Raw genomic sequence first — 22,744 nt, forward strand, 5'->3', positions numbered from 1 at the left:
TCTCTGTGGGGGGTGTCCGCTTGGCGCTGTGCCAGCGGAGCAACTCAGCAAGACACCAAGTGAACCGGGTGGAAGTGTCGCGGATACCACTCCCACCCTGCACACTCATACAGGCTGGCGCCGACCGTGCAGCCGTTGTTTATCCACCTTCTGCTCATGCCCCTGGCGCAAGCGCAAGGCTGCAAGCGCCGCGAGCACCAGGATGATCGCCACGACCTTCATGCCGTTCATGGCATTGCCGGTACTTTGCTCGATCAAGCCCATCACCGAGGGGCCGACGAAACCGCCCAGCAGGCCGCACGAGTTGACGAAGCCCAACCCTCCTGCGAGCGCGGCGCCCTTGAGTCGCGAAGCCGGGTAGAGAAAGATGATCGACTGCACGACGAAGAACATCACCGCCGAGATGCAGAAGCCCAGCAGGCTGATCACCGGTCCCGCCAGCGAGGCGATCCCCAGCCCCGCGGCCATGGTCAGCAAACCCGCTACCAGTATTTGCCGGGACCGCGCTGGCGTGGTGGCGAATCGCGGCAGTGCAATGGCGCCCGCCGCTGCCGCCAGCCAAGGCAGGGAGGTCAGCAAGCCGATCTGCAAGGTGCTCAGGTCGCCGTATTTGCCGATGATGCCGGGCAGGAAAAAGATCACCGTGTAGATGGTGATCTGGTGGCAGAAGTAGACCAGGATCGCCAACAGGATCTGCGGGGTCAGGCATTGCTTGAGCGAGTGACCACCGGCACCGGCGCCCTCCTCCGATTCCGCGGCCAACTGCTGCTCGATCTGCCTGGCTTCAGCGGCGCTCAACCACGGCGCCTTGCTTGGGCGGTCCGGCAGTTTTTTCCACACCACCATGGCGAAGAACACCGCCGGCAAGCCCTCGAGCATGAACATCCACTGCCAGCCACGCCAGCCCCAGACACCGTCCAGTTGCATGAGCACGGCACCCAGTGGCCCGCCAACGATGTTGGCAAAACACACGCCCAGCAGAAAATAGCCGGTCGCCCGGGCCCGTTGTTCGCGGCCGAACCAGTACGTCAGGTACAGCATGACGCCAGGGAACAGGCCCGCTTCGGCGATGCCCAGCAGCAAGCGCAACACGTAGAACGAGGTTTCACCCTGGACAAACGCCATCGCCGCCGAGATCAAGCCCCAGGTGACCATGATTCGCGCAATCCAGAACCGCGCGCCGACCTTGTGCATGATCAGGTTGCTGGGCACTTCCGACAGTGCGTAGGTGAGGAAGAACAACCCGGCACCCAGCCCGTAGGCGGCGGCTGAAATGCCCAGGTCGACATCCAGGTGATGCTTGGCCAACGCGATGTTGGTGCGGTCGAGAAAGCTCAGCACGTAGGCCGCGATCAGCAACGGCATGAGCTTTACAAACATCAGTTTGTTCAACGTCGCCGAATCGCGGGGTTCGGAAAGCGCGTCGGTTTTATTTATTATTGTCATCGGACTAACCTTTTCGAGTTTTCGAGAGGTACGGCGTTAGAAATCGACCTGGTCCTTGCCCTTGAGGTCGAGCATTTCCCGCGCTTCATCCGGGGTCGCCACACGCCCGCCCAGGGCTTCGATCACCGTGCGAATGCGCTTGACCTGATCGGCGTTGGACGCCGCCAGTTTGCCCGGCCCGTCCCACAGCGAATCCTCCAGGCCGACGCGCACGTGGCTGCCCATGGACAGGCCCATGGTGCCCAGCGGAATCTGATTGCGCCCGGCGCCGAGAATCGACCATTGGTAGGCGTCGCCGAACAGGCGGTCAGCGGTACGGCGCATGTGCGCCAGGTCTTCAGGATGCCCGCCAATGCCGCCGCGCAGGCCGAACACCGACTGAATGAAAATCGGCGCCTTGAGCAAGCCGCGCTGCAGGAAGTGCGCAGCGGTGTACAGGTGGCCGATGTCGTAGCACTCGATTTCAAAGCGGGTGCGGTTCTCGGCACAGGCATTGAGTATATGGGCGATGTCGCGGAAGGTATTGCGGAAGATCCGGTCGTCACTCTCGGCCAGGTATGGCCGTTCCCAGTCGTGCTTGAACTCGGTGAAGCGATCGAGCATTTCGTACAGCCCGAAGTTCATCGAGCCCATGTTCAGCGAGGCCAGTTCCGGCTTGAGTTGCGCCACGGGCTGCAGGCGTTCTTCCACGCCCATGGTTGGAGCGCCGCCGGTGGTGATATTGATCACCACGTCACTCTTGGCCTTGATCTGCGGCAGGAACTGACGGAACAGGTCGACGTCCTGGCTCGGCCGGCCATCAATAGGATCGCGTGCATGCAGGTGGACAATCGAGGCCCCGGCCTCGGCGGCACCGATGGCGGCGTCGGCGATTTCCTGTGGCGTGATCGGCAGGTGCGGCGACATCGACGGCGTATGAATGGCGCCCGTGACGGCGCAGGTGATGATGATCGGGCGTTTTTTGGACATGAGTGTTCTCCGTTCTTGTTCTTGACGAGAAAGTTCTTGGGGTCACTCGACGCGGATTAAGTCCGGTCGTCGTTGCGATCAGGGTCGAGTCGCTTACAGGTACTCGACGTTGCCATCCACACTGATGGCCTGGCCGGTCACGTTGCGTGCGGCGGGCGAGCAAAGGAACAGCGCCATGGCGGCGACGTCTTCGGCTGTGACCATGCGTTTGAGCGAGATTTTTTTCAGGTACTCCTCGCGCATCTCGGCTTCAGGCACGTTCATCTGCTCGGCGCGGGCGCGGATCACACCGTCCATGCGCGGGCCTTCGACGATGCCGGGCAGCAAGGCGTTGACGCGGATGTCGCTTTCGCCAAGCTCCGACGCCAGGGATTTCATCAAACCGATGATGGCCCACTTGGTCGCGGCGTAAGGGGTGCGCCAGGCGTAACCCAGGCGGCCGGCCACCGAGGCGATGTGGATCAGGTGCGCGTTGGGCGATGCCTTGAGCAGCGGCACCGCGTGATGGGCAAAGCGGTACTGGCCAGTGAGGTTGATGTCGACAGTGCGTTGCCATTCTTCGTCGGTGATCGCGTCAATCCCGGCGGTGGGACCTGCGATGCCAGCGTTGTTGACCAGCACATCGAGACCGCCGAACTGTTCGCGCTGCACCTTGAACACCGCTTCGATCTGCGCCGGGTCAGCGACGTCGGCACGGGTGGCCACGCTGTCCGGGTAACGGTCGCGGAACGCCGCCAGGGCCGCCTCGCTGACATCGCACACATGCACCCTGGCGCCGGCTTCCATGTAGGCCGCCGCCAGCACTTCGCCGATCCCGGCAGCACCGCCGGAGATCAGGACGCGCAGGCCGGTGTAGGGAATCAGTCGGTTGAGAACGCTCATGCTTTTTTTACTCCAGAGACAGACGACCTAGTGCGGTCGCTCTTGACGATCAGGCGCGCCAGGGAGTCGGCGGCCTGCATGATGTCGTCGGTGACCGCCGCCCGGGCCGCGGCCCCGTCACGCGCGGCCAGGGCCTCGACGATGCGGTGGTGTGCTTCCATCGAGCGCTGCAGGTGCGCCTTGTCAGGCGCCACCAGCGCAAAGCAGGGGCCCATGTGCAGCCAGAAATTCTCCACGGCAGCGACGGTCAGCTCGGCCTTGGCCACCGCATAGATGCGCCGGTGGAAGGCAAAGTTGGTCCACAGGTAACGGGCCACGTCGACACTGTCGGCGGCCTGCTGCATCTGGTCACAGAGATGGCTGATGTCCTTGAGGTCGGTGTCGTTGAGCAGGATGACCGCTTTTTCGGCCAGCAGGCCTTCGAGCGCCACCCGGGCGTCGCGGATTTCGCGCAGGCGTTCGGGGGTCATCATGCGCACGCGCAGGCGGGCGGTTTCGGTGACTTCGAAGGCGTTCTCGGCACTCAGGCGGTTCAGCGCTTCACGTACCGGCATCGGGCTGGAACCGAGCGCCTCGGCCAGACCACGGATGGTCAGCTTCTGGCCCGGCTGGAAGCGGCCGCTCATCAGCGCTTCGCGGATCTGCCGGTAGACCTGGTCCTGCAGGGTATCGCGGGAAACCTGGCGCATGGTGGGCAGGAGGATCGGTTGATCTGTCATGAGTCAGCTCACATTGGACGTTCTTATGGCTCCAATATGTGATCACAAATAACATATGTCAAATTTTTTCTGGCTGCGGTCGCCTAATCCGGCACCTCACATCGCTCCTCGAGCAACCGCACGAACATGGTCAGGCTCTGCGACACCGTGCCCCTGCGCCATACCAGCCAGGTGCGCAGATAGCGCATGGACTCCGACAACGGCCAGACGCTGACCGTGCTGAATCCGGGCATGCTTTGCAGCATGCTGCGCGGCATCAGGGCCAGGCCGGCGCCGGCGCTGACGCAGGCGAGCATGCCGTGATAGGACTCCATTTCGAAGATCTTGCCCGGCACCGCGGCGTCCTTGGCGAACCAGCTTTCGAAGTGATGGCGGTAGGAGCAGTTGGAGCGGAAGGCGTAGATGTTTTCGCCGTTGACGTCCTGCGCGCGATGGACCGGGCTGTGGTTGAGCGGCGCAATCAGGACCATTTCTTCCTCAAACGCCGGTACGCCCTCCAGTGCCGGGTGCAGCACCGGACCATCGACAAAAGCGGCGGTCAGCCGGCCCGCCAGCACCCCGTCGATCATGGTCCCGGAGGGTCCGGTGGACAGGTCCAGCTCGACCTTGGCGTATTGCTGGTTGTAGGCCGCCAACAGCGCGGGAATCCGCACCGCCGCGGTGCTCTCCAGCGACCCCAGGGGAAAGGTGCCCTGGGGTTCTTCACCCGCCACGGTGGCGCGGGCCTCCTGGACCAGGTCGAGAATCCGCCGCGCGTAGTCGAGGAAACTCCACCCGGCCGGCGACAGGCGCAGGCGGCTTTTTTCGCGGATGAACAGGTCCACGCCCAGATCCTGCTCTAGTTGCTTGATCCGCGTGGTCAGGTTCGAAGGCACGCGGTGGATGTGCTGCGCGGCCACGCTGATGCTGCCGTGCTCGGCGACAGCCTTGAAAATCTCGAGCTGAACCAGGTCCAATTCATTCTCCAAACGTGAACATATCGCTCATTATTATTCAGTTTCAAGAAAACATACAGCACCGTAACCTGAGCGCATTCCTACCCCGCAGGACGGTGCCATGACCAACGTATCCAGCCTTACCCACGCCATTTCGATCAACCCGGCCACCGGTGAACAGATCGGCCACTACCCTTTCGAATCCGCCGAGGCATTGCAGGCCGCCCTGGCGCGTTCCGCTACCGGCTTCCGTGCCTGGAGCCGCCAACCGGTGGCACAACGCACCCAGCGTCTGCTTGCCCTCGGTCAGGCATTACGCGACAACGCTGAGGCCATGGCCCGCATGATCACCCTGGAAATGGGCAAGCCGATCGCCCAGGCCCGCGGTGAAATCGAAAAATGTGCGCAGCTCTGCGGGTGGTATGCCGAACACGGCCCGGCCATGCTCAACGCCGAACCTACCTTGGTCGAAGGCGGCAAGGCACGCATCGAATATCGCCCATTGGGGCCGATCCTCGCGGTCATGCCGTGGAACTTCCCGATCTGGCAAGTGCTGCGCGGCGCGGTCCCGACACTGCTGGCCGGTAATACCTACGTGCTCAAACACGCGCCGAATGTAATGGGCAGCGCCTACCTGCTGCGAGATGCGTTCAAGCAGGCCGGTTTTGCCGAAGGCGTGTTCGAGGTCATCAACGTTACGCCGGACGGTGTTTCCACGGCCATCGCCGACCCACGCATCGCCGCCGTCACCCTGACTGGCAGCGTGCGCGCCGGCATGGCCATCGGCGCCCAGGCCGGTGCAGTGCTGAAGAAGAGCGTGCTGGAACTGGGCGGTTCCGATCCGTTCATCGTGCTCAACGATGCCAACCTCGACGACGCCGTCAAAGCGGCCGTGATCGGGCGTTACCAGAACACCGGGCAAGTCTGTGCGGCGGCCAAGCGGCTGATCGTCGAGCAAGGCATTGTCGAGGAGTTCACCCGGCGCTTTGTCGACGCCACGCGCCAACTGGTGGTCGGCGATCCGCTGTCCGCCGAAACCTATATCGGCCCGATGGCGCGCTTCGATCTGCGCGATGAACTGGATCAACAGGTGCGCGACACCCTGGAGGAAGGCGCGATGTTGTTGCTGGGTGGCAAGAAAGCCGAAGGCCCGGGTAACTTCTATGAGCCCACGGTGCTGGCGGGTGTGACTGACCAGATGACTTCATTCAAGCAGGAGCTGTTTGGCCCGGTCGCTTCGATCATCACCGCCCGCGACGCAGCGCATGCGCTGGAGCTGGCGAACGACAGTGAATTTGGTCTGGCTGCGACCATCTATAGCGGCAATGTCGAGCGGGCCGAACAGATGGCCAGCGAACTGGAAACAGGCGGGGTCTTCATCAACGGCTACTGCGCCAGCGACCCGCGCGTGACCTTCGGTGGCGTGAAGAAAAGCGGATTCGGTCGCGAGCTGTCGCACTTCGGCGTGCGTGAATTCTGCAATGCGCAGACGGTGTGGCTGGATCGTCACTGATTGAATCGGCACTGCTGATCCAATGTGGGAGCGAGCCTGCTCGCGATGGTCGTTAACGATGACGCGTGTTTACTGAATAAACGCAGCGCTCTTCAGTCCATCGCGAGCAAGCTCGCTCCTACAAAGTCATCAGGCGTTGCAGTCCCACGCACGGTCGCCGTGCTCGTCCTTGATGCGGGTCGGCAGGCCCATCACGTCCAGCGCCTTGAGGAACGCCTCGGCTGGCAGCTCCTCGACGTTGACCATGCGCTGCACATCCCACTCACCACGGGCTACCAACAGGGCTGCAGCCACCGGTGGTACGCCGGCGGTGTAGGAAATGCCCTGGCTGTCGGTTTCGGCGAAGGCTTCCTCGTGATCCGCGACGTTGTAGATGAACACCTCGCGCGGCTGGCCATCCTTGGTGCCCTTGACCAGGTCACCGATGCAGGTCTTGCCGGTGTAGCCAGGGGCCAGCGAGCTCGGGTCAGGCAGCACGGCCTTGACCACTTTGAGCGGCACGACTTCCAGGCCCTCGGCGGTCTTGACCGGTTGCTCGGAGAGCAGGCCAAGATTCCTGAGCACGGTGAACACATTGATGTAGTGTTCGCCGAAGCTCATCCAGAAGCGCACGTTGGGCACGCCGAGGTTCTTCGACAGCGAGTGCACTTCATCGTGACCGGTCAGGTACAGGTTCTGCGAACCTACTACCGGCAGGTCGTCGGTGCGCTTGACTTCGAACATGGTGTTGCTGGTCCACTGGCTGTCCTGCCAGCTCCACACCTGCCCGGTGAACTCGCGGAAATTGATTTCCGGATCGAAGTTGGTGGCGAAATATTTGCCATGGGAACCGGCATTGACGTCGAGGATGTCGATCGAATCAATGCTGTCGAAATACTGTTGCTTGGCCAGGGCCGCATAGGCGTTGACCACGCCCGGATCGAAGCCCACGCCAAGAATGGCGGTAACGTTCTTTTGTTGGCATTCCTCGAGGTGTTTCCACTCGTAGTTGCCATACCAGGGCGGCGTCTCGCAAATCTTGCCCGGTTCTTCGTGAATGGCGGTGTCCAGGTAGGCCACGCCGGTATCGATGCAGGCGCGCAGCACCGACATGTTGAGGAAAGCGGAACCGACGTTGATGACGATCTGCGATTCGGTTTCGCGAATCAGCGCCTTGGTCGCTTCGACGTCCAGGGCATTGAGGGTGAATGCCTTGATTTCAGCAGGCTGTTTGAGGCTGCCCTTGGCCTTGACGCTGTCGATGATGGCCTGGCATTTGGAGATGTTGCGCGACGCGATAGCAATACGACCGAGTTCGTCGTTGTGCTGCGCGCACTTGTGGGCCACCACCTTGGCGACACCTCCTGCACCAATGATAAGTACGTTCTTCTTCAATTTTTCTCTCTCTCCTTCTCAGCCAGCTTACGAGAGGCTGGACATATAGTCGTTGTAACCGAACTCACGCACCACCTCGACAGTACCGTCGAGTTGTTTCACTACGATGGACGGCATTTTCAGGCCGTTGAACCAGTTCTTCTTGACCATGGTGTAGCCCGCTGCGTCGACGAACGACAGGCGGTCGCCGATGGCCAGCGGACGATCGAACTGGTACTCCCCGAAAATATCGCCGGCCAGGCAGGATTTGCCGCACACCATGTAGGTGTGCTCACCCTCGCTCGGGGCCAGCTTGGCATTCAGGCGGTAGATCAGCAGGTCGAGCATGTGCGCTTCGATGGAGCTGTCCACGACCGCCAGGTGCTTGCCGTTGTAGAGGGTGTCGAGCACGGTGACTTCCAGCGATGCACTCTGGGTGATGGCTGCTTCGCCCGGCTCCAGGTACACCTGTACGCCGTACTTCTGCGAGAAGTTCTTGAGGCGCGCGCAGAACTCATCCAGCGCATAGCCTTCGCCGGTGAAGTGAATACCGCCACCGAGGCTGACCCATTCGACCTTATGCAGCAGATGGCCGAAACGCTCTTCGATGGTGCACAGCATCTGGTCGAACAGGCCGAAGTCGCCGTTCTCGCAGTTGTTGTGGAACATGAAGCCGCAGATCTGCTCGATGACCTGCTCGATCTTCTCCGGGTCCCACTCGCCAAGACGGCTGAACGGCCGTGCCGGGTCGGCCAGCAGGTAATCGGAGCTGCTCACCTGGGGGTTGACCCGCAGACCACGGACCTTGCCTGCAGAGCTTTCAGTGTAGCGCTGCAATTGGCCGATGGAGTTGAAGATGATCTTGTCGCAGTTGTCGAGCATCTCCTCGATTTCGTCATCGGCCCAGGCCACGCTGTAGGCGTGGGTCTCGCCGGCGAACTTCTGCCGGCCGAGCTTGAGCTCGTAGAGCGAGGACGAGGTGGTGCCATCCATGTACTGCTGCATCAGGTCGAACACCGACCATGTGGCGAAGCACTTGAGCGCCAGCAGGGCCTTGGCCCCGGACTGCTCACGCACGTAGGCAATCTTTTCCATGTTGCCCAGCAGCTTTTGCTTGTCGATGAGGTAGTACGGCGTTTTGATCATTTCGAGGCCTCCGGCAAGGCCAGCCAAAAAAAGGATGCGCATTGTGCCCGCACTGGGGACATATCGAAAGAGCAGAAGTGCAGTTCGTCGGACGGGATTCCCGTGGCGACCCCGCAAAACCTCACTAAAACGCGACAAAAAGATGACGCCGAGGCGAAATGCCATCCAATTTACGTTCGCGCCGACGACCGGGCGGACGCCGCAGAAAAACCGACTATTGTTGTTAGTGACAGGCTCCCTCGGCCGCGTGCTGCGCTGATGGAGTGCTCATGGATAGTCCCATTCTTGCTGCTGTTGTCACTTGCGGGTCGGGGCCCTTCGACGCTTGGTCTTGCCCATAACCTTTCGTCGTAAATGAAATGGCCTGGGTAAATTACGGCCTCCTCTGGCGTGAGGATTGCACCGGCCCGCGTTAACCGTCGCCAACGACATAAAACTGACGCGACGGCTATCCAATCAACGCTAAAGGACTCCAGCAATACGCTTGGTCAGTCACCGGAGATGTAACGTGTCAACTCTCAACGAAATCGCAGCGAACCACGCGAGAATGGCTAAGGCAAAGGAACAAGAGTCGACCGGACTGAGCGAGCGACAGCTGCATATTGTAGGTAGCTTTGAAATTCTCACCCCTGTCGAGCAACCGCATGTGCCTTTGCACCTGGTCGCTGCCGCCCAGGACAATAACCTGGCCCAGGCATCGGCGTTCATTGCCTGACGGCACACGCGGGTGTTCCAACGCCCTGCACAAAAACCTTGTAGGAGCCGGCCGCGCGATCGCGGTGTGTCAGGCGAGGGAGATGCTGGATGTGCCGGCCTTTTCGCTGGCAAGCCAGCGCCTACAGGTTTGTTGGGTGTTGCCGGGAATGGCGTCTGGCGGTGATCCCTGTAGGAGCCGGCTTGCCGGCGATGGCGGTGGGTCAGGCGAGGAAGATGTTGGCTGTGTCGGCCTTTTCGCTGGCAAGCCAGCTCCTACAGGTTTATTGGGTGTTGCCGGAATTGGTGTCTGGCCGTGATCCCCTGTAGGAGCCGGCTTGCTGGCGATGGCGGTGGGTCAGGCGAGGGAGATGTTGGCTGTGCCGGCCTCATCGCTGGCAAGCCAGCTCCTACAGGTTTATTGGGTGTTGCCGGGATTGGTGTCTGGCCGTGATCCCCTGTAGGAGCCAGCTTGCTGGCGATGGCGGTGTGTCAGGCGAGGAAGATGTTGGCTGTGCCGGCTTCATCGCTGGCAAGCCAGCTCCTACAGGGGCGCGTTGTCTTACACAGTCCTCAACCACGGCCAGCGCACCTGATAACTTTTCGCCTTCTGCTCAAACAGTTCAGGCCTGGGGTTTGCCGGATTGATGCGCAGCACACCCTCGTCGACATCCGCCAAACCGTAAGGGGCATAGACCTCGCCGCTGGCGACATCCAGGCCGATACAAGTGCCCGCCACCAGATAGCGATCAACCCCGTCCCTGGCCGATTCAAGCCTGGGGTAGGCCCCACCAAAGCGCTGACCGTACCAAAGGTGCACGCGCGCCTGATTCTTGAATTCAACGTTGACCCCCAGGTCCTGCAGCAGCGGTCGAGCCCGATGGATGACCGCGTTCTCGGCCTCCCAGGACAGGTCCGCGTCAAAGTAAAAAACGTCGTAATCCTTGATGCCCCAGCCAGCATCACGCTGCGCCTGTGCATTCCATACCGCCTGGAACAGGCAGCCCGCCGTGAGCAGGCATTGATCCAGGCCGAGCTTGGGCAAGCGTGAAATCAATTGCGCGTTGATGGGGTTGGTCAGTGCGATGCCGACCAATCTTTCGGCTGTCAATGTCATGGTTCATCCCTTGAAAAGCGAGTCAGTCCTGTCGCCTAAGTTACAGCAAAACTTGTCTTCCAACCCCATCAGCCATAATCTCTTACAGGCTCAGCCATCAGCATTAGTTATTCCTTTTTCAGATAGGTAAGTTCGATGGATGTCACGGATCTCAAGGTAGTGGCCGCGGTAGCGCGCCACGGCAGCATGAACAAGGCTGCCAGCGAACTGAACACCGTGCAGTCGAACGTATCGGCGCGGATTCGCTCGCTGGAGGACGAGCTCGGCGTGGCCCTGTTCCAACGCAGCGCCAAGGGTGTACAGGTGACGCCCGCGGGACGGCGCATCCTGCCCTTTGCCGACCGCCTGGCGAAACTGCTGCTCGATGCCTCCAGCGCCGCCCGCGATGACGGACAGCCCAGGGGCGTGCTGGAGATCGGAACGCTGGAGACCACCCTGGCCCTGCGTCTGCCGCGGCTGATCGCCCGGTTCGCCAAGGATTACCCCGAGGTTCGCCCGGTGGTGCGCACCGGCACTACCTGCAGCCTGATCCAGGACGTCATCGACTGTAAGCTGGAGGGCGCGTTCGTGGTCGGGCCGGTCAATCATCCGGAGCTGCACAGCGAAGTGGTCTTTCGCGAAGAACTGGTGCTGGTCACCTCACAGGCCCTGCACCACCTGGTTGATGTCGCCACTGCCTTGAACCTCAAGACCGTGGTTTTCCGCCTTGGCTGCTCCTATCGCCAACGCCTGGACACGCTGCTGACCAGCCTCGGCGCCCCCGCCCCCGAACCGCTCGAGTTCGGCTCCATCGAAGCGATCATCGCCTGCGTGTCAGCCGGGGTCGGGGTTACGTTGTTGCCCAGGGGTGTGGTTGCCAACGCTGCCCGCGAGGGCTTGGTTGCTGTGCACGAACTGTCCCCCCAGCTGGGTGAAGTGGAGACGGTGTTCGTGCGGCGCATCGACGGTTATTTCTCCAGTGCCCTTTCCACCTTTCTGCACAGCGTGCGTGTGGATGGCGCAGGCGAACGTCAAGAGACCGATTCGTCCTGGCCTGGCGAGCTTCGCAACAGCGCCAGCAGGTCAATCACAAAGGCCAGCAACATGGCCGCCGTGCCGATCAGGAACAGCAGGCTGTAGTTGCCGCCGCTGTAGGAAAACAGGAACGACAGCCCATAAGCGGCGACCGCCTGGAACAGAGCGAAACCCACGGTGGCGGTCTGCCAGGCCGCGTTTTGCCGGGCAGGATGCCGGGCCAGGATTTCCTGGACCCGTCCCAACACCAGCGGCACGGTCCCGGTGACAAAGGCGCCGACCGTCACGCTGGATGCCATCAGCCAGGGGCTGCCCGGTGCGAAGGCCGGTACCGCAACGGCGATGGCCTCGATGATGAACGACACCCGCAACGCGCGACCGAAGCCAACCCGGTCCGCCAGCCCCCCTGCCAGCAGCGGGCCGATGGTGGCGCCAATGCCGAACAGCACCCAATACTGCGCGCCGGTCTGCAGGCCCTGGCCCAGGCCCCGCGCGACAAAATCCACCAGGAAAATCATGTGTGGCACCCAACCGGCGGCGTTCAGCGCGTACTCCACATACAGCGCCTTGAGAGTACCGTTGGGCAGCGAGTGATGGTGCTCGGCAACGCTGGCCACCGACGCGTTTTCCGTCGGCCAGCCGCGCCAGGCAATGGCGGTGAGCAACAGCGCGATCACTCCAAGGCCCAGCCAGGTTTGCCCAAGGCCCTGTTGCAGCAGCAACGGCACCAGGGTGCCGGACGCCACGATCCCGACGCCCACCCCCATGAAGATCACCCCGCCCGCCAGGCCCCGGCGCGCGGGCGGCACATGCGCCAGCACTGTCGGCGCGGCCAGCACCATCAGCGCTCCACCCGCCACACCCGAAAGGAATCGCCAGGCGAAGAACCAGGAAAAGGACAGGGGCCAGGCACAGGCAAAAAACGCAATGCTGGCCAGCAGCATCATCGCCCTGAGGGTCGATCGGGTTGAAGTTTTCGCCGCCAGTGTGCGGCCGAAAATCGCCCCGGCCAGATACCCCGCCAGGTTTGCCGCGCCGAGATAGGCCGCCCTGGATGCGTCAAACCAATGAGCGCCGACCAGCGCCGGCAGCAGCGGCGTATAGGCAAATCGAGCCAGGCCAATCCCGACCAGGCTCGCCGAAAACCCGGCCAGAGTGCCGCGCCATGGGCTGCCGGGATGTGGCGCACTGTCGGCCGTCGCGGGTTTCACATTGTTCATCGTCTGCCCTTCCCTTCTTCAGTCGGGCAAACCTTATCTCGCGCGATGATATCTCAATAAACGAATTATCAAGATCACACCTATCTGCAATAGAGATATCGCTATTCATTACACGGTGTATCAACTGTAATTCCTTGCCTGCGGTATATCTTCAAGCCACGGCTTTCTACAGTGGCAAATGGCGTTCAAGCCCACCGAGCTTCTCTTACTCCCTGAGCGATCCTTCATGCCCCACGACTTGAATCTTCTTGATGCCGCGCTGGCCGCCTACCCACGGGTGACCCTGCTCGAAGGCCCGACCCCGATCCAGAAACTGTCCCGATTGAGCTGCTTGCCCGAACTCAATGGCTGCAACCTCTACGTCAAGCGCGATGACCTGACCGGTCTCGGCGGCGGTGGCAACAAGCTGCGCAAACTCGAATTCCTGCTCGGCGAAGCCCTGGCCGAAGGTGCCGATACCCTGGTGACCTGGGGCGGTTTTCAGTCCAATCATGCGCGGCTGACCGCCGCTGTGGCGGCCCGTCACGGCCTCGCCTGCGAGCTGATCCTGACCCCCTCGGCCGTGCGCACCGACGACGACTTTTGCCACAACGGCAATGTGCTGCTGGATGCACTGTTTGGGGCGAAGGTCCATCGGCTGGCTCGGGGCGTCGTGCCTGACACCTATGCGGCCGAATTGGTCGACACGCTCAAGGGGCAAGGTAAAAAAACCTTCGTGATGCCCCTCGGCGGGTCCAGCCCCCGGGGCAGCCTGGGGTATGCCGCCTGCGCGGGCGAAATCCTGCGCCAGGCGGATGCGCTGGATGTGCACTTCGAGCAGATCATCGTGCCCAATGGCAGCGCTGGCACGCACTCAGGACTGCTGGCCGGTGTCACCCTGGCGGGCGCTTCGACGCAGATCCTCGGCTACTCGGTATTGGTGACCGAGGAGCTGGCCACGACCACGACCCTGGAAAAAACCCGTCAGGTTCTACAGCTTCTGGACCCGTCCAAAGCGCTGGTCGACACCTCGATTCGTGTGGATGGCAGCCAACGCGGCGATGCCTATGGCGCGCCGACCGAGGCGATGCTTGAAGCGGTTCGCCTGCTTGCGTCCCGGGAAGGTTTGCTCACCGACCCCGTCTACGGCGGCAAGGCCTTCGCCGGCCTGCTCGCCGCCGTACGCCGGGGAGACTATTCGGTGGGGAGCGATCTGCTGTTTGTGATGACTGGTGGCATGCCCGGGCTGTTTGCCTACCGTAGCGCTTTTGACTGAGGGTCAATCATGTCCATAGACTGCGATAGCGGCCTTAAAAACCGACCAATCTCTCGCGGCCGTACCCGATCCACTGTGGGGAGCTTGCTGGCGATGGCGGCCTTACAGCCGACCTGGATTTTACTGACCGAGTACATATCCATTCCTGCGGTAACGGCCACCTATGGTTCCGCTCTTACAGCGGGTCACTTTGAAGAGCGGAACGCCGCCCGGCGCAAAGTAACCAAACGCTCTTGCCCCTGGCGTTCGGTGCCTCGCTAATGCTCGGCATACCCTCGCGAGGTGGCAAGAAAATCAAAAGCCAAAGCGAGGCGAGCTAACGCTCGACCTCGTTGTCCGGTGGTACGCGTTCCCCTGTAGGAGCTGGCTTGCCAGCGATGGTCGTCAACGATGACGCGCCCTTTCTGAATGAATGCGTTGTCCAGACGTTTTCCGCGAGCAAGCTCGCTCCTACAAGTGCCAGGTCGGCTCTGGCTCTACTTTGCTCTGGCTTTTGATCTTGCTCTACCTGCCTCATTCCCAGAGGCCGAACGCAGGCGTTGCACAGTGGGCATCCCGGCATGGATGCCGGGATCGCCGCCCTCGGCCATGGATGACGGATTGCGGCGGGCCCACGGAGCAATGCCGGAGTGAGGGTCCCCCGAGCCTTAGCGAGGGGCCGAATGGTGGGGCAAGACTTTTTGGGTCCTTTTGTCTGGGCCGGCACTCCGGGCGTTTGACATGAGGGACTCGCCGTAAGGGCGAAACCATAGGTGGCCGTTACCGCAGGAATGGATATGTACTCGGTCAGTAAAATCCAGGTCGGCTGTAAGGCCGCCATCGCCAGCAAGCCGGCTCCTACAGTTGATCGGAGTACATCTGTGGGAAATTGGTCGGCAATATTCGCCACCATTCAGTTAAGGACGACAGCAGCATCCGGCATTTCGAGCAGGGCGTGATCTTGCCCAAGCAATTAGTCGAACGTTACCACCCACGCACCTGGCCCTTCTCCGACAAGATCACACGATCTGAGCAAGCGTTGAATGGTGCCTGCTCGGATAAGAAATCCGGCTCGAGCAGGACAGTAACGCCCCGCTTCCCATCGATGAAGGAGTGAGCTTGCGAAAAAACCAAAGGTGATTTCCACCATCGGAACGCCACCCGAAGCAAGCTAACTCCTACGACTCCAGCGCCCTGACCTACTCCTGCGGATCTACACGATCCAACACCCGGTTCACCGACAGCTCAGCCAAAGCAATCATCTGCTGAATGGCCAAGGCCAAATTACATTTCGGGCCATTGAGAATAAACGCGGGATTTGGCGTTGGTTTGAACATGATGAAGCTCCTATGAAAGTGAGCCCCTCCCCACCCGCTACCACGCAAATAGGGAGACGGCTGTACACAGGGTGGTAGACCGGTCATAGGAACCCGGCAGGCCGAAGCCTCCCATGCACAGCCGCCACAAAGCAGCCAATCGAGTAGGAGGCGGATTTACATCCGCCGTCCTCTCACACCACCGTACGTACGGATCCGTATACGGCGGTTCAAGCTATGCGGCTAAGCCGGTTTATCGTATCCAGTACCGAGACCAACCCAAGTTGATCCCATAGCTTCTTCGGCAGCGCCTGATTCATATGAGATGCTCCCGAGCTCCACCATGGGCCTCGGCCATTGAAGGCTGATTTGCAGGCGCGAGCTTCGCTAAGCCCCAGGCGCATCAAGTTACGTGCCCTCGTTGAGGGCCGCTTCCATTGACGCCAGACGACGCAGCGAAGTTTGCGCCGCACCCAGCCGTCAATTTCCTCAAGTGGCCGTTTGCTCTGACTGAGCTTGAAGTAGCCTGCCCACCCGCGCAGCACAGGGTTTATCCGTTCGATGACATTCGCCATCTTGTGGCCCCGCGCCCCGCGCAGCAGGTCTCTTAACCGGTCGTGCAAGCGACCCAGACTCATCGTCGCCACTCTCAGCCTCGGTTGCTGATGCCAGCTCATCCCATAACCCAGATAGTCGCAGACCCAAGGCTGTGCTACGTGGCTCTTTTCCCGGTTCAGCGTCAGTTTCAGGCGCTGATTCAGGAAACGCTCAACACCGGTCATCACCCGCGTGCCAGCTCGCTGACTGCGCACATAGATGTTCGCGTCGTCGGCATAACGCACGAAGCGATGGCCTCGCCGTTCCAGTTCGCGGTCGAGTTCGTTGAGCAGGATATTCGACAGCAACGGCGAGAGCGGGCCGCCTTGCGGCGTCCCTTCCTGCCGTCGGCTGACGAGTCCACCCGACATCGTTCCCGCTTCGAGGTAACGACGGATCAGCGTGAGCACACGCTTGTCTTCGATTTGACGCGCCACGTAGGCCATCAGGACATCGTGGTTGACCCGATCAAAGAACTTCTCGAGATCAAGTTCCACGCACCAGCGGTGACCCGCTGCCACGTGGCCGCGAGCGGTTTCGATGGCTTGGTGAGCGCTTCTACCCGGACGAAAGCCGTAGCTGTAGTCCGAGAACAGAGGATCGAAGATTGGCGTGAGCTGTTGCAGCAGTGCCTGTTGGATCAAGCGATCCACGACGCTGGGAATACCCAGTTGCCGTGTTCCGCCTTTGGGTTTGGGGATGTCAACGGCGCGTACACCCTGCGGGTGATACTCGCCGGCCAGCAACCTCACCTTGAGGGTCGGCCAATACTGTTTCACGTAGTCCGCCAAGTCGTCGACCGTCATGCCATCGGCACCCGGTGCGCCCTTGTTGCTGACCACACGTTGATACGCACGCCTAAGGTTGGCCGGTGCAAGCACCCGCTCCATCAGCGTGTCCGGCTCCGCGTTCGTCCACGTCACAGACGCCGCCGATACCTGTGCGCTGTCAGCCGTCATCCTCGGATACTGTCCGGGACTCGGAGTAACAGTCTTCTCTTGGAGAAATTTCTGCATTTCGGTATTCAACGAGACTTTGACGCCTACTGGCGGCATAACTTGTTCGGCCCTTGGTGACGGGGTTATTCGCCACTTACTACGGCCTCGGCTGACTTCTGCACGTTCATCCCGTCGCCTCTCGACGCTCGGTAGCACTGTGGCAAACGTGCAGATCTCCCAGGGTAATTCGCGCGACCTTCCTGCTTATGCCTGTCGGATCTACGTCGCAGCGTCCCGTGCAAGTATTGGGCTTTAGGGAAACACGCCCCTTTACCCCGCTGCGCCGCCTCTATCCGCTTGCTGTTCGTCAGGCCAGCATTTTGCCTCGGGCTTCCTTCAGATTCGCGGTCACCCGCGACACCCTTGCCTCTGGCTAACACTTCCCCTTGCCGGGTGTGTAAAGGACTTTCACCTCCAAGTCACCAGCGAGGCCACCACAGCCAAGCTGGTTGCGCTTGCGCGCAACGCGCCATGCCTGGCGCACGCATAAAAAAACGCCCTGAGGCGTTCTGGGTCTATGAAGTAACCGGGCTACCACACCCGTTCGCTGAATTGGCAGCGACCCAAGAAGGTTAACGAGGCGAAGTCTTTAACAACGCAAGTTCTTGCCAGCGAAGTTGCCTGAAAGATCAGTGCAATCTTCGAGGATGCCTTCGCCGGCAAGCCAGGTTCCAGTTCGCGTTTTCAGCTCTTCGCCTTGCTCATCTGGGTAAACAGCTCCGTAGGCACTTTCTTGCCGTTGGAGGTGAACTGGTTGGTGCGGAATTTGTAGACCTCGCCTTCGGACAGGAAGCCGTCGTTGTTGGTGTCCATGGCCTTGAACTCTTCACCACCCTGCGGGGCTACGGTCAACAGTTCCTTGAGGGAAACGCGGCCGTCGTGGTCGGCGTCGGTACGGGCGAACGAAGCATCGCCGCACTTGCCTTCACCGCACTTGCCTTCGCCGGCCTTGGTCACTTTGGCGCCGGCTTCATCTGCGCCACACTTGCCTTCGCCACACTTGCCTTCACTGGTCTTTTCCGCTGCGGCCAGTTGGTAGCCCTGAGGCAGTGCGTCTGCGGCAAAGGCGGTGGATGCGAGGTTGAGGCTGCCGGCCAGTGCAACAGCGATCAGGCCAATACGGGATTTGTTCGACATACGGGACATGGTGATTCTCCGGATACTGTGTGCGGCCGAGCCGCGCGGGTCTTGCCACAAGGGCGATAAGCCGTGGTGCGAGGTGCGTTTGCTTTCTCGCTAAGGCAGGGCTATTTGACGGCAACCGTGTATCCCGGATGTATCCGGTTGCAGGGGCATTTGTAAGCCAGTCTGCGTACGGCGGGTCTGGATACACAGCGATACACAGGCCCCCAGGTCTTCCTGTCACAGCAGCGGCTATGTACTATCGGCACCGGGCCAATGCTGCCCGCCGCTCGCTCCCGTTGGGAAAGGTGAAAGCATCGCTTCCTCATACCAACCCTGTCGTATCTCTTGACGGTCGAGGTTTGGCAACGCGGGCACCCAAGGATCTCGGCTAAAGGAGCCACGATGATTTCGATCGAGCAAGCCAAGCAAATGGCCAAACAGTTGCGCGCCTCGCTGGAGGAACGCAACCAGAGCCTGTCTCACTCCACCGCGCTGGAACTGGTCGCGCAACAACTGGGCTACAAGGACTGGAACACCGCGTCCGCGATGCTTCCCCAGGCCGATACCCAACCCTCCTCCACCGTGACCTTCGACAAGCCGATTCCCATACTGCGCATGTTCGACGAAGCCAAGGCCCGCGAGTTCTATCTCGATTTCCTGGGTTTCAGCGTCGAATTCGAACACCGCTTCGAAGCCGACCTGCCGCTGTACCTGGGCATCAGCCGCAACGGTCTGCAACTGCACCTGTCCGAACATCATGGCGACGCCAGCCCGGGCTCGACGGTGTTTGTGCCAATGAACAATATCGAACGGCTGCGCGACGAGTTGCTCGCCAAGCGCTACGGCTACGGACGACCAGAGATTATCCAGCAGGGCTGGGGGCAAGTGTTGGAAGTCTACGATCCGTTCGGCAACCGGATCCGCTTCTGCCAGGGCTGACCGGACCTGCAGGAGCGAGGTTTGCCGGCGGAGAACGATAATGTGGTGCAACAGGGGCACCACGGCGCCTGGTTCGCCGGCAAGCCTGGCTCCTGCACCTGGAGCTGTAGGCTCGCCTCGATCATTGCGCCGTCAAGGTGTAGTGGTAGTGCACTGCCCCCGTCTGTGGATCGACCAGCCAGTAGTCGTCCTTGTCCTTTTTCAGCCGATAACATTCCTTGGGGATCTTGGGCGAGGTGAAACAGATCACGCCATCCTTGACGGTCCAGTATTCGGTTTCGGGTGGATTGCCGGACATCTTGAATATTTCGGTACCGTCGGCATTGAAGCTTAATGAATACGGCAAGCCCGAAGGTCCTACATTATTGAGTTTGTTACCAATCAGGGTGCTGCGTACTTGCTCATCATCCAGCGCAACCGCCGTAGGTGAAACAGGCTTTATCGTATGGCTACCAGACGAAGCGCAACCGGACAAGACAAGGGCCAGGAATATCCAACTCCAATATTCTTTGTTCATGCCGCACCTCGCGCATCAACCTTTATTGAACGGTAAACTTGTTGTTGGTTTTGTTTTTTACACTGTCAACAAACCAGATCGTGACCCCGTCACTGAGTACTTTATTGCACTCCTTGCCATATTTCTGATAGGTCACGCAGATGACGTCTTCGGTAATCACCCAGGTGCCAGCCTGCATGGGCTCGCTGGAAATCTGGATGGTTGAGGTGCCGTCAGGGTTCAGTGTTTCAGAGAAGGGATAACCGGTTGAGGTTACGCTGGAATGCTTGCGACCTATTACCGTCGAGTTTATCTCGCTTGCGTTCAGCTGTTTGGCAGTCGCCGGAGCATCGGCATGCGCATCCATGGCAGCTTGATGACCTGAGGAAGAGCAACCCGCCAGCAACAGTACAACTATTGAACAGGCAATTATATTATTCATCTCCTTCACCTCTGATATAACGCAGCGGATCCAATCCTTTAAGAGTAGACACGCAACACTCTGCGAATATAACTATTCACGATAAAATTAATAGCGTGCGAAGAACAGGAGCACTTCCATGTCACTCCTGTAGGTTTAGGGACCCGACTTACGCCACCTGCATCAACTTCGCATAAGCCTGCAAATGGTGATCGTCATCACCCATCTGCCGGGCCACCATCAGTAACTGCTTGGCATGGTGCGACAGCATGTATTCCCAGGTCAGGCCGATGCCGCCATGCAGCTGGATGGCCTGGTCGGCGACGAAGCGGCTGGCGCGGCTGACGATGAACTTGGCGGCCGCCAGGATGCGACTGCGCTCGTCGCTGTCTGCCTGATCGGCCACACAGGCGGCCAGCAGGGTCATGGAGGTGGCCTGGTCCAGTTCGATGCGCATATCGACCATGCGGTGCTGCAGCACCTGGAACTTGCCGATCGGCTGGCCGAACTGTTGGCGGGTCTTCAGGTAGTCGAGGGTCAAGGCACAGGCGGCTTCCATGCTGCCGACGGCTTCGGCGCACTGGGCGGCGATGCAGCGGCCTTGCTGGTAACGCAGCGCGGCGAACGCCTGGCCCGGTTCGCCGAGTAGCTCGCCGCGCTCGACGAACACGTCCTCCAGGTACAGCTCGCAGGCCTTGCGTCCGTCCATGGTGGCGAAATCGCGCCGACGCACACCGGCCTCCTGCGGGTCGAGCAGAAACAGACTGATGCCCTGCTCGTCCCGAATCCCATGGCTGGTGCGAGCCGACACAAGGATCAGCCCGGCACTCTGGCCGCCGATGATCACCGACTTGCGGCCATTGAGCTTCCAGCCGCCGATCACCGCCTCGGCGTGGGTCTGCACATCGTTCAAGCGGTAATGACTCTGCGGCTCGTCAAGGGCCACGGCCAGTTGCAGGCTGGCGTTGCCGATCTGCGGCAACAAGGTGTCTTTCTGCGCTTCGCTGCCCAGTTGGGCGACCAGCCCGCCGGCAAAGATCACCGATTGCAGGTAAGGCTCAAGGCACAGGCCCCGGCCCAGCTCGGTCATGATCAGCATGTTCTCCACGCCGCTGCCACCGTAGCCGCCATAGGCCTCGGCGAAGGGCAAGGCGCACAGGCCGAGGTCGCCCAACTGCTGCATGAACGGGGCGCTGAACCCCTGTTGACTCTGGCGATAGCGCTCGCGCCGTTCGAAACCGTAGACGTCACGCACCAGGCGCGCGGCGGTTTCCTGCAGCATCAGCTGCTCTTCTGTCAGTTTGAAATCCATGATCGTGGCGCCTTACAGTTCGAGGATCATTTTCGCGATGATGTTCTTCTGGATCTCGTTGGCCCCGCCGTAGATCGAGGCCTTGCGCGCATCCAGATACTGATAGGTGGCCGCGCTGCTGTAATCGGAGTAGAGCAAAGGTTCGCTGCCATAACCCAGTTCATCCTCGATGAAGGGCAAGGCATAGGGGCCCACCGCCTTGCCGATCAGGTAGGTGATGGCCTGTCGGATCTCGGTACCCCTGATCTTCAGGAACGAACTTTCGGCACCGGGTACGTCACCGTTTTGAGTGGCAGCCAGTGTGCGCAAGTTGCTCATCTCGGCGGCCATCAATTGCATTTCGACCTCGGCAACCTGTGCGCGAAACAGCGGGTCTTCGATCAATGGCTGGCCGTCCCGTACCTCCTGGCTGGCAATGCGCTTGAGCCGGGTGAGCAATGCCTTGTTCTGGGCGATCCCGCCGATACTGGTGCGCTCATGGGTCAGCAGGTACTTGGCGCAGGTCCAGCCGTGATTCTCTTCGCCCACCAGGTTCGCCACCGGCACCCGCACGTTGTCGAAGAACACTTCGTTGACTTCATGTTCGCCATCCAGGGTGATGATCGGTCGTACGCTGATGCCCGGGGTTTTCATGTCGATCAACAGGAAGGAAATGCCCCGCTGCTGACGGGCCTCGGGGTCGGTGCGCACCAGGCAGAACATCCAGTCGGCATAGTGCGCCAGGGTGGTCCAGGTTTTCTGGCCGTTGACCACGTAGTGATCGCCCTCGCGCACGGCGCGGGTTTTCAACGAGGACAAATCGGAGCCCGCGCCGGGCTCGGAGTAGCCCTGGCACCACCAGTCTTCGCAGGAAAGAATGCGCGGCAGAAAGTGCGCCTTCTGCTGCGCCGTGCCGAACTTGATGATCACCGGTGCGACCATTTTCAGGCCGAAGGACACCACTTTCGGAGCGCCTGCTGCGAAACACTCCTCATCGAAGATGTGCTTTTGCACGGCACTCCAGCCGGTACCGCCGAACTCTTGGGGCCAGCCCGGCGCCAGCCAGCCTTGCCGGTCGAGAATCTGCATCCATTGCACCTGGTGTTCTTTACTCAGGCGTTTGCCCAGGGAAATTCGTTCGGCCAGTTCGCTCGGCAAGTTGTCGCGCAGGAAGGCCCGGGCCTCCTGGCGGAAGGCTTGTTCGTGGACCGTGAATTCAATGTCCATCCATCAACTCCAAAGAAATTCGGCATAACCACAATCCCTTGTAGGAGCGAGCTTGCTCGCGATGGTGCGTCAGCTACCCTGGTGCCGACTGAC

General features: G+C 60.8%; 20 protein-coding genes and 1 pseudogene. 5 read left to right on the forward strand and 16 right to left on the reverse strand.

Translation table 11 applies throughout. From position 1 onward, the window contains the following. Positions 1-105: 105 nt before the first annotated feature. The 5 genes from ACYP2Q_RS17690 to ptrR form a co-directional block, all read right to left on the reverse strand. A complete protein-coding gene (locus ACYP2Q_RS17690; protein WP_459731684.1) occupies positions 106-1,446 on the reverse strand; it encodes an MFS transporter in 1,341 nt (446 codons plus the stop codon). 36 nt (positions 1,447-1,482) lie between these two features. Next, on the reverse strand, positions 1,483-2,415 hold the full coding sequence (locus ACYP2Q_RS17695) for a beta-keto acid cleavage family enzyme (protein ID WP_110751312.1): 933 nt from the start codon (positions 2,413-2,415) through the stop codon (positions 1,483-1,485). Positions 2,416-2,508: 93 nt separating this feature from the next. Beyond that, entirely contained in the window at positions 2,509-3,297 is a 789-nt protein-coding gene (locus tag ACYP2Q_RS17700; RefSeq protein ID WP_459731686.1) for an SDR family oxidoreductase, read from the reverse strand. Further along, a complete protein-coding gene (locus ACYP2Q_RS17705; protein WP_459731687.1) occupies positions 3,294-4,016 on the reverse strand; it encodes a GntR family transcriptional regulator in 723 nt (240 codons plus the stop codon). Before ACYP2Q_RS17705 ends, ACYP2Q_RS17700 begins: the two co-directional genes overlap by 4 nt. 83 nt (positions 4,017-4,099) lie before the next feature. Next, a complete protein-coding gene (gene ptrR, locus ACYP2Q_RS17710; protein ID WP_459731689.1) occupies positions 4,100-4,972 on the reverse strand; it encodes a putrescine utilization regulator PtrR in 873 nt (290 codons plus the stop codon). A gap of 100 nt (positions 4,973-5,072) precedes the next feature. Here ptrR and ACYP2Q_RS17715 point away from each other — a divergent pair, with 100 nt between their 5' ends. Beyond that, on the forward strand, positions 5,073-6,464 hold the full coding sequence (locus ACYP2Q_RS17715) for an aldehyde dehydrogenase family protein (protein WP_459731690.1): 1,392 nt from the start codon (positions 5,073-5,075) through the stop codon (positions 6,462-6,464). A 129-nt stretch (positions 6,465-6,593) separates the two neighbouring features. On the opposite strand, the gene ACYP2Q_RS17720 is transcribed toward ACYP2Q_RS17715, so the two are convergent. Continuing rightward, positions 6,594-7,838 carry a saccharopine dehydrogenase family protein gene (locus ACYP2Q_RS17720; protein WP_459731691.1) on the reverse strand — a complete coding sequence of 415 codons (1,245 nt, stop codon included), beginning with the start codon at positions 7,836-7,838 and terminating at the stop codon, positions 6,594-6,596. A 27-nt stretch (positions 7,839-7,865) separates the two neighbouring features. Continuing rightward, positions 7,866-8,963, reverse strand: a complete 1,098-nt coding sequence (gene nspC, locus ACYP2Q_RS17725; protein WP_459731693.1) for a carboxynorspermidine decarboxylase — start codon at positions 8,961-8,963, stop codon at positions 7,866-7,868. Positions 8,964-9,471: 508 nt separating this feature from the next. On the opposite strand from nspC, the gene ACYP2Q_RS17730 reads away from it, so the two are divergent. Then, positions 9,472-9,678: a hypothetical protein gene (locus tag ACYP2Q_RS17730; protein ID WP_459731694.1), complete on the forward strand. Its 207-nt coding sequence runs from the start codon at positions 9,472-9,474 to the stop codon at positions 9,676-9,678. Between the two features lie 540 nt (positions 9,679-10,218). On the opposite strand, the gene ACYP2Q_RS17735 is transcribed toward ACYP2Q_RS17730, so the two are convergent. Further along, positions 10,219-10,773, reverse strand: a complete 555-nt coding sequence (locus ACYP2Q_RS17735; protein ID WP_459731695.1) for a nucleotidyltransferase family protein — start codon at positions 10,771-10,773, stop codon at positions 10,219-10,221. A gap of 135 nt (positions 10,774-10,908) precedes the next feature. On the opposite strand from ACYP2Q_RS17735, the gene ACYP2Q_RS17740 reads away from it, so the two are divergent. Next, on the forward strand, positions 10,909-11,892 hold the full coding sequence (locus ACYP2Q_RS17740; RefSeq protein ID WP_459731696.1) for a LysR substrate-binding domain-containing protein: 984 nt from the start codon (positions 10,909-10,911) through the stop codon (positions 11,890-11,892). Here ACYP2Q_RS17740 and ACYP2Q_RS17745 read toward each other — a convergent pair. Further along, complete coding sequence (locus ACYP2Q_RS17745; RefSeq protein ID WP_459731697.1) at positions 11,784-13,007, reverse strand: YbfB/YjiJ family MFS transporter; 1,224 nt, start codon at positions 13,005-13,007, stop codon at positions 11,784-11,786. The two genes, ACYP2Q_RS17740 and ACYP2Q_RS17745, sit on opposite strands and share 109 nt — an antisense overlap. 226 nt (positions 13,008-13,233) lie before the next feature. On the opposite strand from ACYP2Q_RS17745, the gene ACYP2Q_RS17750 reads away from it, so the two are divergent. Next, positions 13,234-14,262, forward strand: coding sequence for a D-cysteine desulfhydrase family protein (locus ACYP2Q_RS17750; protein WP_459731698.1), 1,029 nt, complete (start codon positions 13,234-13,236; stop codon positions 14,260-14,262). 1,178 nt (positions 14,263-15,440) lie between these two features. Here ACYP2Q_RS17750 and ACYP2Q_RS17755 read toward each other — a convergent pair. The 3 genes and pseudogenes from ACYP2Q_RS17755 to ACYP2Q_RS17765 form a co-directional block, all read right to left on the reverse strand. Further along, positions 15,441-15,554: pseudogene (locus tag ACYP2Q_RS17755) on the reverse strand (DUF6124 family protein); the annotation flags it as partial. Positions 15,555-15,787: 233 nt separating this feature from the next. Next, the gene (ltrA, locus tag ACYP2Q_RS17760; protein ID WP_459731699.1) at positions 15,788-17,209 is read right to left on the reverse strand and encodes a group II intron reverse transcriptase/maturase; all 1,422 of its coding nucleotides are present in this window, start codon (positions 17,207-17,209) and stop codon (positions 15,788-15,790) included. Between the two features lie 627 nt (positions 17,210-17,836). Then, complete coding sequence (locus ACYP2Q_RS17765) at positions 17,837-18,298, reverse strand: HvfA family oxazolone/thioamide-modified RiPP metallophore (RefSeq protein WP_459731700.1); 462 nt, start codon at positions 18,296-18,298, stop codon at positions 17,837-17,839. 381 nt (positions 18,299-18,679) lie between these two features. Here ACYP2Q_RS17765 and ACYP2Q_RS17770 point away from each other — a divergent pair, with 381 nt between their 5' ends. Continuing rightward, a complete protein-coding gene (locus ACYP2Q_RS17770) occupies positions 18,680-19,216 on the forward strand; it encodes a glyoxalase superfamily protein (RefSeq protein ID WP_459731701.1) in 537 nt (178 codons plus the stop codon). Positions 19,217-19,337: 121 nt separating this feature from the next. Here ACYP2Q_RS17770 and ACYP2Q_RS17775 read toward each other — a convergent pair whose 3' ends face one another. The 4 genes from ACYP2Q_RS17775 to ACYP2Q_RS17790 form a co-directional block, all read right to left on the reverse strand. Next, a complete protein-coding gene (locus ACYP2Q_RS17775; RefSeq protein WP_459731702.1) occupies positions 19,338-19,733 on the reverse strand; it encodes a hypothetical protein in 396 nt (131 codons plus the stop codon). A gap of 22 nt (positions 19,734-19,755) precedes the next feature. After that, positions 19,756-20,154, reverse strand: a complete 399-nt coding sequence (locus ACYP2Q_RS17780) for a hypothetical protein (protein ID WP_447803113.1) — start codon at positions 20,152-20,154, stop codon at positions 19,756-19,758. Between the two features lie 148 nt (positions 20,155-20,302). Further along, positions 20,303-21,445, reverse strand: coding sequence for an acyl-CoA dehydrogenase family protein (locus ACYP2Q_RS17785; RefSeq protein ID WP_459731703.1), 1,143 nt, complete (start codon positions 21,443-21,445; stop codon positions 20,303-20,305). Between the two features lie 12 nt (positions 21,446-21,457). Beyond that, positions 21,458-22,651, reverse strand: a complete 1,194-nt coding sequence (locus tag ACYP2Q_RS17790) for an acyl-CoA dehydrogenase family protein (RefSeq protein ID WP_459731704.1) — start codon at positions 22,649-22,651, stop codon at positions 21,458-21,460. Positions 22,652-22,744: the final 93 nt, after the last annotated feature.

It is taken from the genome of Pseudomonas sp. MHK4, assembly GCF_054600775.1.